This window comes from Desulfobaculum sp., from assembly GCF_054921475.1.
Map to the genome: position 1 here is coordinate 1 of NZ_JBUDSW010000062.1, position 15,622 is coordinate 15,622.

The 15,622-nt window shown below is 60.4% G+C and carries 16 protein-coding genes, 1 tRNA gene and 1 riboswitch; of the genes, 14 read left to right on the forward strand and 3 right to left on the reverse strand.

All coding sequences use genetic code 11. The annotated features are described in order from the left end of the window. Positions 1-54: 54 nt before the first annotated feature. On the reverse strand, positions 55-741 hold the full coding sequence (locus ACY69P_RS05840) for a glycosyl transferase family 2 (protein WP_462326854.1): 687 nt from the start codon (positions 739-741) through the stop codon (positions 55-57). Positions 742-1,088: 347 nt separating this feature from the next. On the opposite strand from ACY69P_RS05840, the gene ACY69P_RS05845 reads away from it, so the two are divergent. The 6 genes from ACY69P_RS05845 to pheS all read left to right on the forward strand — a co-directional run bounded on the left by ACY69P_RS05845 (position 1,089) and on the right by pheS (position 5,593). Continuing rightward, positions 1,089-1,163, forward strand: a tRNA-Val gene (locus tag ACY69P_RS05845). A gap of 150 nt (positions 1,164-1,313) precedes the next feature. Next, complete coding sequence (gene thrS, locus ACY69P_RS05850) at positions 1,314-3,263, forward strand: threonine--tRNA ligase (protein ID WP_459897659.1); 1,950 nt, start codon at positions 1,314-1,316, stop codon at positions 3,261-3,263. Beyond that, positions 3,232-3,759: a translation initiation factor IF-3 gene (gene infC / locus ACY69P_RS05855; RefSeq protein WP_404846205.1), complete on the forward strand. Its 528-nt coding sequence runs from the start codon at positions 3,232-3,234 to the stop codon at positions 3,757-3,759. Before thrS ends, infC begins: the two co-directional genes overlap by 32 nt. 131 nt (positions 3,760-3,890) lie before the next feature. After that, positions 3,891-4,091, forward strand: a complete 201-nt coding sequence (gene rpmI, locus ACY69P_RS05860) for a 50S ribosomal protein L35 (RefSeq protein ID WP_404846068.1) — start codon at positions 3,891-3,893, stop codon at positions 4,089-4,091. A 93-nt stretch (positions 4,092-4,184) separates the two neighbouring features. Beyond that, the gene (rplT, locus tag ACY69P_RS05865; RefSeq protein ID WP_404846067.1) at positions 4,185-4,538 is read left to right on the forward strand and encodes a 50S ribosomal protein L20; all 354 of its coding nucleotides are present in this window, start codon (positions 4,185-4,187) and stop codon (positions 4,536-4,538) included. A gap of 2 nt (positions 4,539-4,540) precedes the next feature. After that, positions 4,541-5,593 (forward strand): phenylalanine--tRNA ligase subunit alpha, encoded by a 1,053-nt coding sequence (gene pheS / locus ACY69P_RS05870; RefSeq protein ID WP_459897661.1) that lies wholly within the window; start codon positions 4,541-4,543, stop codon positions 5,591-5,593. Between the two features lie 131 nt (positions 5,594-5,724). On the opposite strand, the gene arfB is transcribed toward pheS, so the two are convergent. Next, positions 5,725-6,144, reverse strand: a complete 420-nt coding sequence (gene arfB / locus ACY69P_RS05875) for an alternative ribosome rescue aminoacyl-tRNA hydrolase ArfB (RefSeq protein WP_462326855.1) — start codon at positions 6,142-6,144, stop codon at positions 5,725-5,727. A gap of 72 nt (positions 6,145-6,216) precedes the next feature. Between arfB and ACY69P_RS05880 the strand changes: the two genes are divergently transcribed. From ACY69P_RS05880 to ACY69P_RS05900, 5 genes are all read left to right on the forward strand, one after another. Continuing rightward, on the forward strand, positions 6,217-6,636 hold the full coding sequence (locus tag ACY69P_RS05880; protein ID WP_404846064.1) for a NifB/NifX family molybdenum-iron cluster-binding protein: 420 nt from the start codon (positions 6,217-6,219) through the stop codon (positions 6,634-6,636). A 38-nt stretch (positions 6,637-6,674) separates the two neighbouring features. Next, complete coding sequence (locus tag ACY69P_RS05885) at positions 6,675-6,944, forward strand: hypothetical protein (protein ID WP_459897665.1); 270 nt, start codon at positions 6,675-6,677, stop codon at positions 6,942-6,944. After that, the gene (locus ACY69P_RS05890) at positions 6,941-7,435 is read left to right on the forward strand and encodes a YchJ family protein (protein ID WP_462326856.1); all 495 of its coding nucleotides are present in this window, start codon (positions 6,941-6,943) and stop codon (positions 7,433-7,435) included. Before ACY69P_RS05885 ends, ACY69P_RS05890 begins: the two co-directional genes overlap by 4 nt. 235 nt (positions 7,436-7,670) lie before the next feature. Beyond that, complete coding sequence (locus ACY69P_RS05895; RefSeq protein WP_462326857.1) at positions 7,671-8,402, forward strand: M48 family metallopeptidase; 732 nt, start codon at positions 7,671-7,673, stop codon at positions 8,400-8,402. 197 nt (positions 8,403-8,599) lie between these two features. Continuing rightward, on the forward strand, positions 8,600-9,325 hold the full coding sequence (locus ACY69P_RS05900) for an MgtC/SapB family protein (RefSeq protein ID WP_404846060.1): 726 nt from the start codon (positions 8,600-8,602) through the stop codon (positions 9,323-9,325). Between the two features lie 375 nt (positions 9,326-9,700). Here ACY69P_RS05900 and ACY69P_RS05905 read toward each other — a convergent pair whose 3' ends face one another. Further along, a complete protein-coding gene (locus ACY69P_RS05905) occupies positions 9,701-10,204 on the reverse strand; it encodes a chemotaxis protein CheX (RefSeq protein WP_459897671.1) in 504 nt (167 codons plus the stop codon). A gap of 126 nt (positions 10,205-10,330) precedes the next feature. Then, a riboswitch (cyclic di-GMP riboswitch) is annotated at positions 10,331-10,410 on the reverse strand. Between the two features lie 199 nt (positions 10,411-10,609). Here ACY69P_RS05905 and ACY69P_RS05910 point away from each other — a divergent pair. The 3 genes from ACY69P_RS05910 to ACY69P_RS05920 all read left to right on the forward strand — a co-directional run. Next, the gene (locus ACY69P_RS05910; RefSeq protein ID WP_462326858.1) at positions 10,610-11,995 is read left to right on the forward strand and encodes a sensor histidine kinase; all 1,386 of its coding nucleotides are present in this window, start codon (positions 10,610-10,612) and stop codon (positions 11,993-11,995) included. Beyond that, positions 11,992-13,440, forward strand: coding sequence for a response regulator (locus ACY69P_RS05915; protein WP_462326859.1), 1,449 nt, complete (start codon positions 11,992-11,994; stop codon positions 13,438-13,440). The genes ACY69P_RS05910 and ACY69P_RS05915 overlap by 4 nt, the downstream gene beginning before the upstream one ends. 120 nt (positions 13,441-13,560) lie before the next feature. After that, positions 13,561-15,622: methyl-accepting chemotaxis protein (locus tag ACY69P_RS05920; RefSeq protein ID WP_462326860.1), on the forward strand; the 2,062-nt coding region annotated here is incomplete at its 3' end.

Sequence of the window (15,622 nt, forward strand, 5' to 3'; positions counted from 1 at the left end):
GGTATCAGGCAGATTGTAAGTCACCTCATACCCTTGAGCCGCCGGAGGCCCTCTTCACTCTTTCTTTTCTTTGGCGGCTTGTCGCCAGTTGACGCCGGTGCTGTCGAGTCCGTTTCCGGCGTCGTAGATGCCGACGATGGCGTCCGAGACGATGGTGGAGTGTGCGCGGCGGGAGTACTTGAGAATATTGACGTAGTCGGCTTCGTAGCCGCCGGTGCTGGTCCACCCGCCGCAGCGGGTGACGACGAGGTCGCGTGTGGCGCAGATGCAGAGGGGGTCGATGTTTGTGGGGCGCACGAGGGGCTTGTCGGGGTCGTGTACGGGCAGCTGGGGCACATTGGGGAAGGCGCGGGACGTGTCAATTGGCGCGATGTGCAGGTCGGCGTGACGGGCCGCGTAGTGAATGCGCAGGGCGTCTGACGTGAGGGCGTTGTCGTCGTCGAGGAAGATGACGTGCGTGCCGCGGCTGGCGCGAAGGAGCGCGTGACGTACGGCGTTGCCGTAGTCGCCGTCGCGTGGGAGGTCGTAGAAGCGGACGAAGTCCGGCGCGGGCGCGCCGTCTGGGGCAACGCGGGGGCCGGTGACGCCGTCGTAACCGACGAGCATTTCGATGCGCGCGTCGGGGGCATCGGTCGCGGTGAGAGCCTGATGGGCTGTGGCGACGCTGGCGATGGCGGCGAAGAGAGCGCGGGGACGCGCACCGGTGCTGGGTGTGATTATACTATAGATAATGGACGGCATGGATGCTGGCCTCGTGGTCTGGTACGGTGCTGACGATACGCGAGATAGCGCCACGGTAGCCGATGCACGGCGTGCGCGCAAATGTCCGGGGAAAACGTGGCGCCGTGGCGGGATATTTGGGCGAGCGAAGGAGGAGAAGGTGCACCATTCCAAGGGGCTGCGAGGAAGGGTAAAAAATCCGGAGGATGCGCTCTTTGGAAAAAGAGTGTAATATTGGGATATTGCGCGCGTGGGGTGAAAAGAGGCGCTGCCAGAGGCCAAAAAAAGCGACTTTTTTTCAAAATATCCTTGACGGCGGGGTGGCGTCTCTGTAGAGAGTACCTCGTTCGCAACGACGAACCACGAATAGGCCCGTAGCTCAGGGGGAGAGCACTTGCTTGACGCGCAAGGGGTCAGCAGTTCAAATCTGCTCGGGCCTACCATTCGAAATCACAAAGGGAGGCCTCTATGGGTCTCCCTTTATTGCTATTGGTGTCCTGAAAATGGGTGGTCCGCACTGTAGGCGGGAACCCGAACATCTGGAGTGGTCCGCATTGTAGGCGGGAACTTCATCCAAAGAAAGGAGCAGTGACGTGCAGGTTTTGGTTGCCGACAAGGCAGTGGAGGCACAGGCAGGGAAGACGTGCGGAGAAGCCCTCAAAGAGGCCCTCTCCGGCAAGAAGTTCAAAAAAGTCGTCGCGTGTAAGTCCGGCGACGTCACCCTGGACCTGAGCCACGAACTCACCGAGACCGACACCGCTCTCATTCCTGTATACGATGACACCCCCGAAGGTCTGGACGTTATCCGCCACAGCGCGGCCCACATCATGGCCGAGGCCGTGAAGCGTCTTTTCCCGTCCGCGAAGGTGACCATCGGTCCCGCCATTGAGAACGGTTTCTACTACGATTTCGACTTCGAACGCGCATTCACACCTGAGGACCTCGAAGCCATCGAGGCCGAGATGCGCAAGATTATTGCCGCGGATCATGCCTTCTCGTGCAAGGTGCTCCCCAAGGCCGAAGCCAAAGAGCTTTTTGACGGCATGGGCGAGACCTACAAGGGCGAGATTATGGATGATCTGGGTGGTGAAGAATTTTCCATCTACAGCCAGGGCGACTTTGTTGACCTGTGCCGTGGCCCGCACATCCCGTCCACCCGCTTCCTCAAGGCCTTCAAGCTGACCAATTGCGCCGGTGCATACTGGCGAGGCGATGAGAATAACAAGATGCTCCAGCGCATCTATGGCACCGCCTTTGCGAACGAGAAGGACCTGAAAAAGCACCTCAAGCAGATTGAGGAAGCGAAAAAGCGCGACCACAGAAAGCTGGGTCCCCAGCTGGACCTGTTCAGCTTTCAGGAGCGTGGCGGCTCGGGCATGGCCTACTGGCACCCCAAGGGCGCTCTGCTCCGCACTATCCTTGAAGACTTTGTCTCGCGCGAGATGCTTCGCCGCGACTATGATATCGTGCGCACCCCCCAGATCCTGAAGCGGGAACTGTGGGAGGCTTCCGGTCACTACGACAACTACCGTGAGAACATGTACTTCACGGAGATCGACGACCAGCCCTACGGCGTGAAGCCCATGAACTGTGTTGCGCACATGCTTATCTACAACTCCCATCTGCGCAGCTACCGCGACCTGCCGAAGCGCTATTTTGAGTTCGGCGTGGTGCACCGCCACGAGAAGTCCGGCGTGCTGCACGGATTGCTGCGTGTTCGCCAGTTTACTCAGGACGATGCGCACGTCATTTGCCGTCCCGACCAGCTTCAGGACGAGATCAAGGACGTGATGAAGTGGATCCAGGACTTGATGGGTCTGTTTGACTTTGAGTATACTATGGAACTGAGCACGCGCCCGGAGAAGTCCATCGGTTCCGCCGAGGACTGGGAGCGCGCCACCACCGCCCTGAGTGAAGCAATGGACAGCATGGGGCTGCCATATGAAATCAACGAAGGCGACGGTGCGTTCTACGGGCCCAAGATTGATGTGAAACTGCACGATTGTCTCGGCCGTGAATGGCAGTGTTCTACAATTCAGGTCGATTTCACCTTGCCAGAACGATTTGACATGGTTTACATCGGCGAGGATGGTGAGAGACATCGTCCGGTCATGGTCCACAGAGCCATCATGGGTTCGGTGGAGCGTTTCATCGGTGTCCTGACCGAGCACTACGCCGGCGCGTTCCCCACGTGGCTCGCTCCGGAGCAAGCCCGCATCCTGACCGTCACTGACGCTCAGCACGATTTCGCCGTTGAGGCACGCAAGTTCCTCAAGGCACGGGGAATTCGTGTGGAGGCGGATTTGCGTAATGAAAAGCTCGGCTACAAGGTGCGCGAAGCGCAGCTTGAAAAGGTGCCATACATTCTTGTCGTGGGAGACAAGGAAGTAGAGTCCGGAGGCGTCAATGTACGTCTTCGGGGAGAGAATCTGGGGCTTAAGACCCTGGAGGAGGCTGTAAACATGGTTCAGGCAGATAGCCTGGAACCATTCAAACGCGGAGGAATGAGCTATAGCTTCAGCAGCTATTCGTGCCCGGTGTAACAGGCAGATTCGCGCACGCGAAGTGCGGTTGATCGGCGCTGACGGAGAGCAGGCCGGTGTTTTGCCGACTGATGAGGCCCTGCGGATGGCCCAAGAACTTGGGCTGGATCTGGTGGAAGTGGCACCTAATGCCAAGCCGCCGGTCTGCAAGATCATGGACTTTGGCAAGTATAAGTACGAGCAGCAGAAGAAATTGCAGGCTGCCCGGAAAAAACAGTCCGTCGTCCAGATCAAGGAAATCAAGGTTCGCCCCAAGACGGACGAGCATGATTTCAACACCAAGCTCAAGCACGTCCGCCGCTTCCTCGAAGCTGGCGACCGTGTGAAGGTGACCGTGTTCTTCCGAGGGCGAGAGATCGTGCACAAGGATCGTGGTCTCATGATGCTTGAACGCATGGTCGAGGCTGTATCCGACATCGCACGTGTCGAGCAGCAGCCCCGCTCCGAAGGCCGTGTCATGAGTCTTCTGGTTGCACCGCTGGCCAAGAAGCCGTAATCCTCCGCACGTAACGACGCCAAGGCCGCCTGTCGGCCACGCGATATGTCCGGAATAGGAAAACGCTCGGCGGTTCCTGCCACCTCGCGGGGACCGCTGTTTGTGTGCTTTCCACAGCTAAGGAGACAACAATGCCTAAGATTAAGACCAACAGAAGCGCTGCCAAGCGTTTCACCAAGACTGGTTCCGGCAAGATCCGCCGTCGCAAGCAGGGTCTGCGCCACATCCTGACCAAGAAGAGCGCCAAGCGTAAGCGCCGTCTGGGTCAGGGCTCTCTCGTTGATTCGACCAACGAGAAAGCCGTGAAGCGCATGGTTCCCGCGCTGAACTAGTCTGACGACCGTTTTACAACACAACATCCTGTAAATCGTTCTCCCTGCCGTACCGGGGTAACCTTGGGGGTAGGGTAAAGGAGGAAAGGAACGATGAGAGTCAAAAGAGGCGTTAACGCCAAAAGACGTCATAAGAAATATTTGAAGATGGCCAAGGGCTACCGCGGTGCACGCCATGCGCTGTACACCACCGCCCGTGAGACCGTCGAACGCGCACTCGTGTACGCTTACCGCGACCGTAAGGTCCGCAAGCGCGAGTTCCGCAAGCTGTGGATCATGCGTATCAATGCCGCTGCCCGCGAGCACGGCATGTCCTACAGCAAGTTCATGCATGGCCTGAAGCTGGCCGGTGTGGAGCTGAACCGTAAGGTTCTGGCCGACCTCGCCGTTCGTGAGAAGGCTGCCTTCGCCAAGGTGGCAGAGATCGCAAAAGCCAAGCTCGGTTAATCATGTCTGACGCAGGAAAGAAGCTCATAGATGAACTCAAGGCGCTGATCCCGTCCTTTAAGGACGAGCTTGATCAGGCCGGTTCTGCTGAGGCCCTGGAGGAACTTCGTGTGAAGTTCCTGGGCCGCAAGGGCCAGTTGGCGACACTGCTCGCCGGCCTGCGCGACCTTTCCGCCGAAGACCGCCCCGAGGCGGGCAAGACCGGTAACCTGGTCAAGACCGAGCTTACCGATCTGTTTGACGCCCGCGAAAAGGCCCTGGCACAGGAGAAAGAGGACGCCGCCATGGCGACCTTTGACCCCACCATGCCCGGCCGCACTCCCGAGATGGGGTCCTTGCACCCCATTACCACCGTCATGGAGGACATTTGCTCCGTGTTCGGCGGCTTGGGATTCGAGGTGGTCACCGGCCCCGAAGTCGAAACCGACTTCTACAACTTCGAGGCTCTGAACTTGCCCCCCGAGCATCCCGCCCGCGATATGCAGGATACCCTGTACATCACGGATCAGGTGCTGCTCAGGACGCATACCTCGCCGTTGCAGGTTCGGACCATGCTGAAGCGCAAGCCGCCTGTGGCGGTCATCGCGCCCGGCAGGGTCTACCGCCGCGACTCCGACCTGACGCACACGCCCATGTTCCACCAGATCGAAGGATTGCTTGTGGACCACAACGTGAGCATGGCCGACCTTCGCGGCACGCTGACGTCGTTCGTGCGCCAGATTTTCGGTACGGATACCGAAGTGCGCTTCCGTCCCAGCTTCTTCCCGTTCACTGAACCGAGCGCGGAAGTAGATATCAGCTGTGTGATGTGTGGCGGCACCGGTGAAGTCGATGGCGAGCCTTGCCGCGTCTGCAAGCAGACCGGCTGGGTTGAAATCCTCGGCTGCGGCATGGTCGACCCCGAGGTCTTCAAGGCCGTGGGGTACGACCCCGAAGTCTACACCGGTTTCGCTTTCGGTCTCGGTATTGAGCGAGTCGCCATGCTCAAGCACGGCATCGGCGACCTGCGCATGTTCTTCGAGAACGACACGCGTTTCCTGCGACAGTTCTGCTAGGTCCTAACAGACCGGACACTATCGCTGGCAAAGCCCCCGCAACACCGTTGCGGGGGCTTTTTTACACGCGCTAAAAGAGGGCACCCCATGCTGCTTGGCGTCGCGCATGGCCCCTTGACGTGGAAACGCGCCTACTCCGAATCCACCCGTCGGCGCAGTTTTTTTATGGCGCCGCGTTTCTTCTTGCTGTCCACCCGGCGGCGGCGTGAGGCGAGGGTGGGGCGGGTGTTGCGGCGTTTTTTTTGGGTGACAAGGGCCTCGCGCAGGATTTCAGCAAGGCGTTCGAGGGCGAGGGCCTTGTTGCGCTGTTGGCTTCGGGTGTCGCTGACGCTGACGCGCAGCACGCCCCGGCTGTCGAGGCGCGAGCCAAGGCGCGTCATAATGCGCGCCTTTTGGTCTGGGGTCAGGCTTTCGGAGGCCGCCACGTCAAAGACGGCCGTGACGCGGGTTTCCACTTTGTTGACGTGCTGCCCGCCGGGACCGCCGGACCGCGAGGTTTCAAATCCTATTTCCCCATCGGAAATCTGGCAATTGTTGTTGACTTTGAGCATTGCATATCTACCTTTATCCCTTATGCAGGCCCAAAGGGGCCTTACACCTTCATGACTATCAGGAGATGACACATGAAAATAGCGCTTCCGACCAAGACCGTCGACAATGTTGCCGTTGTGGACAGCCACTTTGGCCACTGCGAATATTTTACGGTTGTGACCGTGGACGAGGCCGCCAAGGCTGTGAGCGCCACAACGCGTGTGGACGCTCCCGAGGGCTGCGGCTGCAAGTCCAACGTCGCTGACCTGCTGGCTGCCGACGGCGTCACCGTGATGCTGGCTGGCAACATGGGCCAGGGCGCGGTGGACAAGCTGGCCGGTGTCGGCATACAGGTACTGCGTGGTTGCGATGGCTCCGTTGAGGACATCGTGGCCAAGTGGTTGGCTGGCGAAGTCGAGGACAACGCCGAAATTTGCGACCATCACGACGAAGACGGCCACGCCTGCCATCATGGGCACGAAGCGCCTACCCTGCGTCCGCTGGGGGAATAGTGCCTGACGGACCACGTGTTGCCATACAGCGTTTTCCCATGGACGCCGCGCTGGCGTTTTTTCGTCTTGAGGTGTCCTTCGAGGCGCAGGTAGCATCTCTTGCCGCCTACGTCGAACACTTGGAGGCCGCCTTGGCGGCGTACACCACCGAGACCAAGGTGTCACTCTCCAGTGATGGCGCACGATTTATCATAGCTTTTCTTACAGATGTCGCTCCGCTTGAAAAGGACGGCATGGAAGCGCTGGCTGCGGAAACCGCGGCGGCCTTTCAGGCCGGGCAGGCGGGCGAAAAAGGAACCACCGAATGAGTCAGACCAATTGCCCCTGCGGGTCGGGAAAGGGCTTCGCTGCCTGCTGTGAGCCGTATATCATCGGCGCTGAAGTTCCCGCCACTGCCGAGGCGCTGATGCGCGCCCGCTACAGCGCCTACTGTAACGGCGCGCTGGACTATCTGTACGACACCCTGTGCGCCAAAAAGCGCCCCCACCACGACCCCGAGGCCGTGCGCGAATGGGCGGAGACCAGCACCTGGGTGGGGCTGACCGTCCATTCCACCAAGGACGGCGGCCCGGATGACAACATCGGCGAAGTGGAATTCACCGCCACTTACGAGCAGGGCGGCGTGCGCCACGAGCACACCGAACTCAGCTTTTTTGAGCGTGAGGACGGCGCGTGGGTGTACACTGACGGCCGCGTGCGCGGCAATCCCACGGTGCGCCGTGAGGAACCAAAAGTTGGCCGTAACGACCCGTGCCCCTGCGGCAGCGGTAAAAAATTCAAGAAGTGCTGTGGCCGCTAGGCGGTCCTGACGCAACATATATTCCCACCGGGCCGTTGTCGGGCGGCGCATGCCTGCGTTGCCCGCGCCCGGGGCGGGAGCCGTCTTCGCACGACTCGGTTCCTTGCCGCGCCTTGGGCGCGCCGCCCAGATGAGCGCACCTCTTTGGCTCTTTTTCACGTTTTTGCCTTTCATGCCGTCTGCCTGAGATGGCTTCTTTCCCCCACGCCGCCAACGGCAACCCTACAACGTCGCCATGCCCAAAGCTCAAACGCCATCCCCCACGCCGCTGCCGGACTATACGGTCCGAGAGAGTGCCCGCGCCAAGCGCGTAATCCTGCGTGTGACGCCGCGCAGCGGCCTTGAGATTGTTGTGCCGCGCGGGTTTGATACCTCGCGCGTGCCGGGCATTGTCGCGGACAAGGCGCAGTGGCTTCGCCAGACGTTTGCGCGGCTGGAGCGGCGGGGCATTGTGCCCGGCGCGCCTGTTGCCGCGCCGGATGCCCTGCATCTGTGCGCCGTGGACGAAACGTGGCGGTTGGAATTTGTGGAGCGGGAGACGCCAACCTCGCGCGTGCGGCAAAGCGGGCCGGGGCGGCTGCTTGTCACCACGGGGCGCGACGGCAACGAGGGCGCCCGCGCTGCTGTGCGCCGTTGGTTGCAGGCCCGTGGCCGCGCCGTACTGGTGCCATGGTTGCGCGAGCTCTCTGCCGAGCTTGGTCTGCCTTTTGAGCGCGCGCAGGTGCGCGGCCAGCGCACCCGGTGGGGAAGCTGTTCCGTGCGCGGCACCATCAGCCTGAACTGGACCCTGCTGTTTCTGCCGCGCGAGCTGGCGCGGTATGTTCTCATCCATGAGTTGTGCCATACCCGGCACATGAACCATTCCCAAAGCTTCTGGGCCCTTGTGGCCCGCTATGAACCCCGCTGGTATGAGCTGGACCGCGCGCTGAATGCGGCCAATGCCTCTGTTCCCTTGTGGCTGTCCTAAGCTTGGCTTGTGATGGCGCGCTGGCCTTGAGCCGTGCGCCCCATGTGCTCTGGTTCGCCGAATTGCCCGCGGGCCAAGGGGCGCCGCGCTCTGACGGAGCGGGCGAGCTTGCGCTTTGGCTCTGCGTGGAATAGTGGTATGTTACAAGATGGTGACACTGCGCATTGCGCCGCGGAATTCGAGGTGGAGTAGAGTTTATGGATGTTCTTGGTCTGTTGACGCCGGACGTGATGAATCTGGGCGAACAGTTCGGCAAAATCGTGCTGGCCGTCATTCTTGGCGGGGCCATCGGATGGGAACGCGAGGCCCACGGGCAGGCTGCGGGCTTCCGCACCAATATTCTCGTGGCCCTTGGCGCGTGCCTGATGATGCAGCTGTCCGTGGAGATGGAGGTCATGTACCGCCATCTGACGCAGGCCAGTGTTGTGCGTCTGGACCCCTCGCGCATTGCGTCCTACGCCATTGCGAGTATGGGTTTTCTGGGCGCGGGGGCTATCATTAAGGGGCGCGGCACGGTTCGCGGGCTCACCACGGCCGCCAGCCTGTGGATGGTGACGGGCATTGGCCTGTGCTGCGGCGCGGGGTTTTATTCGCCCGCGGTGATGGTCACGCTGGTGAGTCTGAGCCTGTTGTCGGGCATTGGGCACAAGCTGACGCGCACCATCCCCCACGATTTGTTTTCCCTGCTGACTGTCTCGTGCCATTGTCCGGTGACCACGCTCAAGCACATCCGCAACGTCCTTGAGATGCATGGCGTCCAAATCCACACCGTGAATCTGCAAAAGAATGTGAAGGACGGACTGACCACCTACCGCCTGCGCCTGATGTCCAAGGATGACATCCCGCGGGCCCAGATTTTGGGCGACCTGCTCCAGCTGGAAGGGCTGGAGGCTGTGTCGTGGGAAGAGGCCGACGTTCCTTAGCGGTCCCGCACAGGCGCCGCCCCGCCACAGCGTCTGCAGACGTGAACAAGAACACGCCCACCGCGCCGATACGGCTGCGCTGGGCGTGTTTTTTGTGAGCTCGGGTGTGCCCTCTGGGCTTTGGCACTAGCGAGACAGGAGTGGCCCCAACGGCAGACGCCGGGCATGCGGCGGGCGGGCGTAGCGGCGGCGCATAATGCAGCTGCGCGGCGCGCTTTGGCGTCGAGGCCGGGCGCGGAGCGTCTGGTGGGACGGAGGCGGAGAAGGCGCGAGAAGAAGAGAAAATCGGGTGCGACTGCGGAAAGCGGGTGCTGGCGAATGTGTGGCGCGGCGGCCAATGAGCGGGGGCCTGTGAGCGGTTGCCAGAAGCGGAGGTTAGTTCCTCGGGTTGGACATGCAGGCTTCCAGCCGTTCGCCAAAGCAGACTTCAACCGTGACTTCGCCAAACATGGTGGTAAAGGCCAGCGCAAGGATGGGGCCGTCGCTACAATGCTGGATGATATGGTCCGAGCCGCGCAGGATGGAGGGAATGCCCGCCTTGTAGCTGCTGCCGTTTGCGGCCAGACCCTGACGGGCTTGGCCGGAAATCATGTTCGTGATTTCGCCCACGGCGTCACAGACATCAGCGTTGAGCACTTCGAAGCGCTCGCCCAGCATGCGTCCGGCGATTTCGCAGGCCGCGCGCTCGCAAAATGTGACGGCGATGGTTCCGGGCTTGTCGCCCTTGAGGTCGATAAGGCCAGTAACACTGCCGCGCGCTGTGTGGTCGCGTTTGATGTACGGGCGCCCGGGCTGGGCGGTGACGCGCGCCATGGTGCCAAGCACATCCTGCACGCCCGTCAGAAACGGGTTGACGACATTAACGTCGATTCGGGACATCTGATCCTCTCTTCGGCCGGACCGTTCCGGTCTCTTTCCTGTACCCTGCCCGTTACCAGCGACGCTCCACAAAAAAACGGCCAGCAGGCCGTACGAAGGGACGGGGCCAGTGCGCGACTGGCCGCTTGCAGCAACCCGGCTTACTCGTTGGCACGAGTCCCGTGGCTTTCCGTCCCCGTCTCGCAACGGGTTTGGCTTTACGTGATGAAGATGGAAACTAGATATAATCCTCTATAGGAGTCAACCCTTTTATAGTGATGTATGCAGATTTTGTGGGCGCACATATCCCTTCTGCCGCATTGGCTTCGGGAAAGGTGCTTGAATTTTCGGTTTAATGTGCCACAATGCGGGAGCGTCGTAGTTTACGCGACTTGTGTGAGCACTCCCCAACGAATCGGATACGCCATGGCCGACAAACACAAGAACGACCACGCGCCCGCCGAAGACCGCGCCGGTGCCCCCGAGTGCGGGGGCCGCCTTTCGGGTGCGGCGCTGGAGGACCACATACGGATGCGGGTGCTCCAAAAAGTGGAGGACTACCGCCGCTATGAGTTCCCGCCCGCCCAAAGCCGGACCCTGAACATCTTTTTTGACCTTGTGCAGGAGTTTGAATCCGAGGAGGACTTCCACGCCGTGTGCGTGATGGTGCCCAAGGTTATCCTCGGCTTTGACGCGGCGCTGTTTTTGCTGACGCCGTCCTCGGAGCTGGAGTGCGCGTACTCCACCATGCCGCAGGAGGACGCCGTCTGCAGGGCAACAAATCACCTCCCGACTGTCCCCTCCTGCCTGCAGGGGCGGTTCTGCGCCCCCATCCGGGGCAACCGCCGTTTCATCGACCAACTTCCCTTTGCCCCCAAGGATGACGTCATCGGCTACTTGGAGGTGGACCCCAAGGGCAAACTCACGCCACAGGATCAACTCTTTTTGGAAAAATTCGCCAACCGCATCGGTTTTCAACAGCACCTGCGCATGATTCATGGCGCCAATCATGACCACTTGCAGTTTATCCGCAACTTGGTGAAGGACATCGGGCACAACGTCATTGTGCCGAATATGTACTTTAAGCTCTATTTTAACCGCCTGCGGCGGCGCATTGACGAGCTGGGCGAACTGGTGGTGCCGGAGTGCGGCGACAGCGATGAGCTGCACAAGGTGCATCAGAACCTGCTGGACCAGTACGACGAAATTGCCCGCCACTATGAGCAGACCAGCCTCTATCTGGAAACCCTGCTGCGCCAGAGCCATTTTGAAAAAGGGCACTATGTGTTGGAGCGCCGGACCTGCCATCTGCCGTCCATGATCATTGACCCACAGCTTGCCCAAAACGCGGGCCGTTTCCGCGAGAACGCCATCCGTGTGGAGCGGGGCGAGCAGAAGGCGCCAGACAGGGCGCTGCATCTTCAGGTCGACGTCGGGCTTATGGCGCAGGTGTTCTCCAACCTGTTCTCCAACGCGGCCAAATATGCCGAGGAGGTGGACGAGTCCGGCAAGCGCCTCGTGGTGGGGTGGCACCATCTCCCCGAAGCCTTTGGTGCGGACGCCGACGGGGTATGCTTCCGTGTTGGCTCGTCGGGCAATCCCGTTGCGGAGGCGGACGCTGCCCAGCTTTTTGAAGCAGGCTACCGCGGCCAGAATTCCACAGAGCAGGCGGGCACAGGGCACGGGCTGTATTTTGTGCGGCAAATTGTGGAACTGCACGGCGGGAAGGTATGGTACGAGCATGGCGACGGGCTGAACACCTTTGCGGTGGTGCTGCCTGTTCCCGCGCGCAGTGAGGAGGCGGCATCATGACCGAACGGCGCGTTGTCCGCATCCTGAGTGTGGAAGATGAAATACGTGTGCGCGAGTCCATCGTGGATTGGCTGGGCGACAGCGGCTACGAAATGCTGGAGGCCGAAGACGGACCAAGCGGCGTGGAGGTCTTCAAGCGCGAATTGCCGGACCTTGTGCTGCTGGATATGGGACTGCCGGGAATGAATGGGCTGGAAGTGCTGGAACGCATTCAGGAGCATACGCCGGATACCCCGGTGATTATCGTCTCCGCCAAAGCGGACATCAGCGACGCCATCAGCGCCTTCAAGGCCGGGGCGTGGGATTACATCACCAAGCCCATCATCAATTTTGACATCCTTGAGCAGACCATCCGCAACTGCATGGAGCGCAAGGACCTGCGCGAGGAAGTGCGCCGCGCCCAAAACCGCTACCAGCATCTTATTCAAAATCTGCCTATCATCATTTTTTCCCTGACGCCGGACCTGACGCTGGATTTTATCAACGCCACCTGCGAAGGCGTTCTGGGCTATACGCCTGCCGAGGCCACGGGCGCGCCGCGCTGGCTGGTGGACAACGCCGCCGAAGAGGACCGCGAGGCCCTGCTTGCCGCGCTGCAGCAGGCCTTTGAGACCGGGAGCTTTACGCAGGATTTCCGCTTTGAGCATAAGGACGGCTATCAGCTGTACCTGCACGCCCATTCCATTGAGACAGACGACGACGCCGAACTCGGCCCCCGCGTGCAAGGCCTCATCACCGACGTGACGGAGCGCCAGTTTCTGGACAAGGTGCTCATCCAGCGGGAGAAGCTGAACACCCTTGGCGCCATCGCCCACGAACTTGCCCATGAAATCCGCAACCCGCTTATGGCACTTGGCGGCTTTGCGCGGATGCTGGCCAAAAAACACCCGGACATGGACGAGGTGGAGGTCATCCTCAGCGAGACCCAGCGCATTGAGGAACTCATGAACCGCATCAGCTCCTACCTTGCGCCCGTGCCGGTCAAAAGCAAGATGTGTTCAGTGAACGCGCTGCTCACCTTCTGCCTGGACCGGCTGTCCGGGTCTTCCGCCAAGGAGCGGCTGGACGTTACCACCAATCTGGATAACGACCTCGCCGTCATTAATTCCGACGCAGACATCCTCACCGAAACCTTTGTGAACGTTTTGAACCATATTCAAAGCGCGGTGTCGCACAAAGGCACGCTGGATGTCGCGACGCGCGACATTGCGGGGCATGTGGCTGTGGTGTTCACGGTAACCGCCCCCGGCGGCGCGGAACTGGCCAAAAAGAATGAACTTCTGCTCCTGCCCTTCGATGGCGAGGAAGGCTCCCAGAGTTTGGCCGTGAGTTTTCGCAACTTAAAGAATCTTGGCGGGCATTTGTCCTTCGAACAGCAAAATGGCACCGTCATCTTTACCATTTCCCTTCCCCGCACCCTTCCGGAACGCAATGAGCCGAAATAAATAGTAAAGTCGGCCAATCTCGTTCCAAATTGCATCACTACTTGTGAAAAGTCCCGTGGATGATGTATATTCACCTATACCTCATCTTTTTTATTCAGACATCCAGCGCTGGAGGCGTGCATGTTCAGGAACATGAAGATTGGCTTGAAGATTGGCGTGAGCATTTGTTCGGCCATGATTCTTATCCTTGCCGTGTATACCTTTGTGGTGCAGCAGCGCACGCAGACCATGGCCGAGGAAAGTGCCATGTCCATGGCGCAACAGATGGCTGCACGCTACGGCAATCAGGTGAAGAACAACATCGAAAAGGCGCTGGATGCTTCCGCCGCAACAGCCGCCGCCTTTATCGCCATGACCGAACATAAGGCCGCTGTGAACCGTGACATCGTGGACGAGGTGCAAAAAAAGGTCACCCTCTCCGATCCCACATTCTACGGCATTCAGGCGGTGTTTGAACCCAATGCCCTTGATGGGCGCGATGCCGACTATATCGGCGTGCGTCCGTGGTACGGCCCGGACGGCCGTTACGGCCCGTACTTCTACCGCAAGGACGGCGGCATCGCTGCCGAAGACCTCATCCAGTACAATCCCGGCGAAACGCGCGCGTGGTACATGGGCCCGCGCGACTCCCGCCGCCCGGTGTTGACTGAACCGTACACCACCACTGTTGTTGATGAAATTCTGGCCACAATCAGTGTGCCCATGATCAAAAACGGCACCTTTATCGGCATTGTCGGCATCGACTTCACCATCGGCGCGTTCCAGCGCATGGTGGAGGATATCAAGCCCTTTGGCACCGGCTACGCCATGGTTGTCTCCAACGGCGGCAAGCTGGTGGGGCACCAGGATCCCAAGTTCGGCAACAAGAGCATCACCGAAGTGTTCCCGGAAGACGTGCACGCCGAACTGCTGGCCGCCATCAAAAACGGCGACCGCTGGGTCAAGCATATCGAGTCTCCGCTGGACGGGGAGGAATATGAATACCTCTTCGAGCCGATCAATATCGCTGGCGTGAGCACGCCGTGGTCCATCGGCCTTGCGCTGCCGACGGATAAGGTCTTTGCCGATGTGCGGGCCTTTATGGTGCTGAGTGCGTTCCTTTCCATTGGCGCGGTCGCCCTTGTGGTGCTCATCGTGCTCTTCGTGGCGCGCAGTATCTCCAAGCCCATCGGTCTGCTTGTGAACGCGGCAGAGGATATTTCCGCCGGGCACTTTGATTCCATGCCCGATGCCCGGGGCTTTGGCGGCGAACTGCTGACCCTGTTCAACGCTTTGGCCCGCATGGTGGAAAACCTGACGGACCTTATCAAGACCGCTGATGAAAAGACGGAAATGGCCGAAGAGCAGAGCGCTAAGGCCAACGTGGCCCTGCAGGAGGCCGAAGAAGCCCGGACGCAGGCCGAGAACGCCAAGCGCGAGGGCATGTTGCAGGCGGCCAGCCAGCTGTCGGACATTGTCAGCCGCGTCACCTCCGCTTCCGAGCAGCTTGCCTCGCAGATTGAGGAATCCAGCCGCGGCTCCGAGCAGCAGCGCGAGCGGACCACCGAGGCCGCAACCGCCATGGAGCAGATGAACGCATCGGTGCTGGAGGTCGCCAGCAACGCAGGCAAGACCGCAGAAAGCGCCGAGGACGCCAGACGCAACGCCGAAGAGGGCGGACGTGTGGTGGACGAGGTTGTCACCAGCATCGACCGCCTGCAGGGCGAAGCCGAACAGATGGTGGAAGGCCTCAACGAGCTTGGCACTCAGGCCGAAGATATTGGCAAGATTATGAACGTCATTACCGACATTGCGGACCAAACCAATCTTCTTGCCCTGAACGCAGCCATTGAGGCGGCCCGCGCTGGTGAAGCTGGCCGAGGATTCGCCGTTGTCGCGGACGAAGTCCGCAAGCTGGCGGAAAAGACCATGACCGCCACCAAGGAAGTGGGCGACGCCGTGTCCGCCATTCAGGAAGGCACGCAGAACAATATCAAGGGGATGAACTCCACAGCCGAGACAGTGGCGACCACCACGGAACTCGCCAAGAAGGCCGGCGATACCCTGCGCGTCATCGTGGGGATTGTTGAGGAGACCGCCGACCAGGTGCGGGCCATCGCCACGGCAAGTGAGGAGCAATCCGCAGCGTCTGAGGAAATCAACCGCAGCACGGACGAGGTCAACCGCATCGCCACGGAAACCG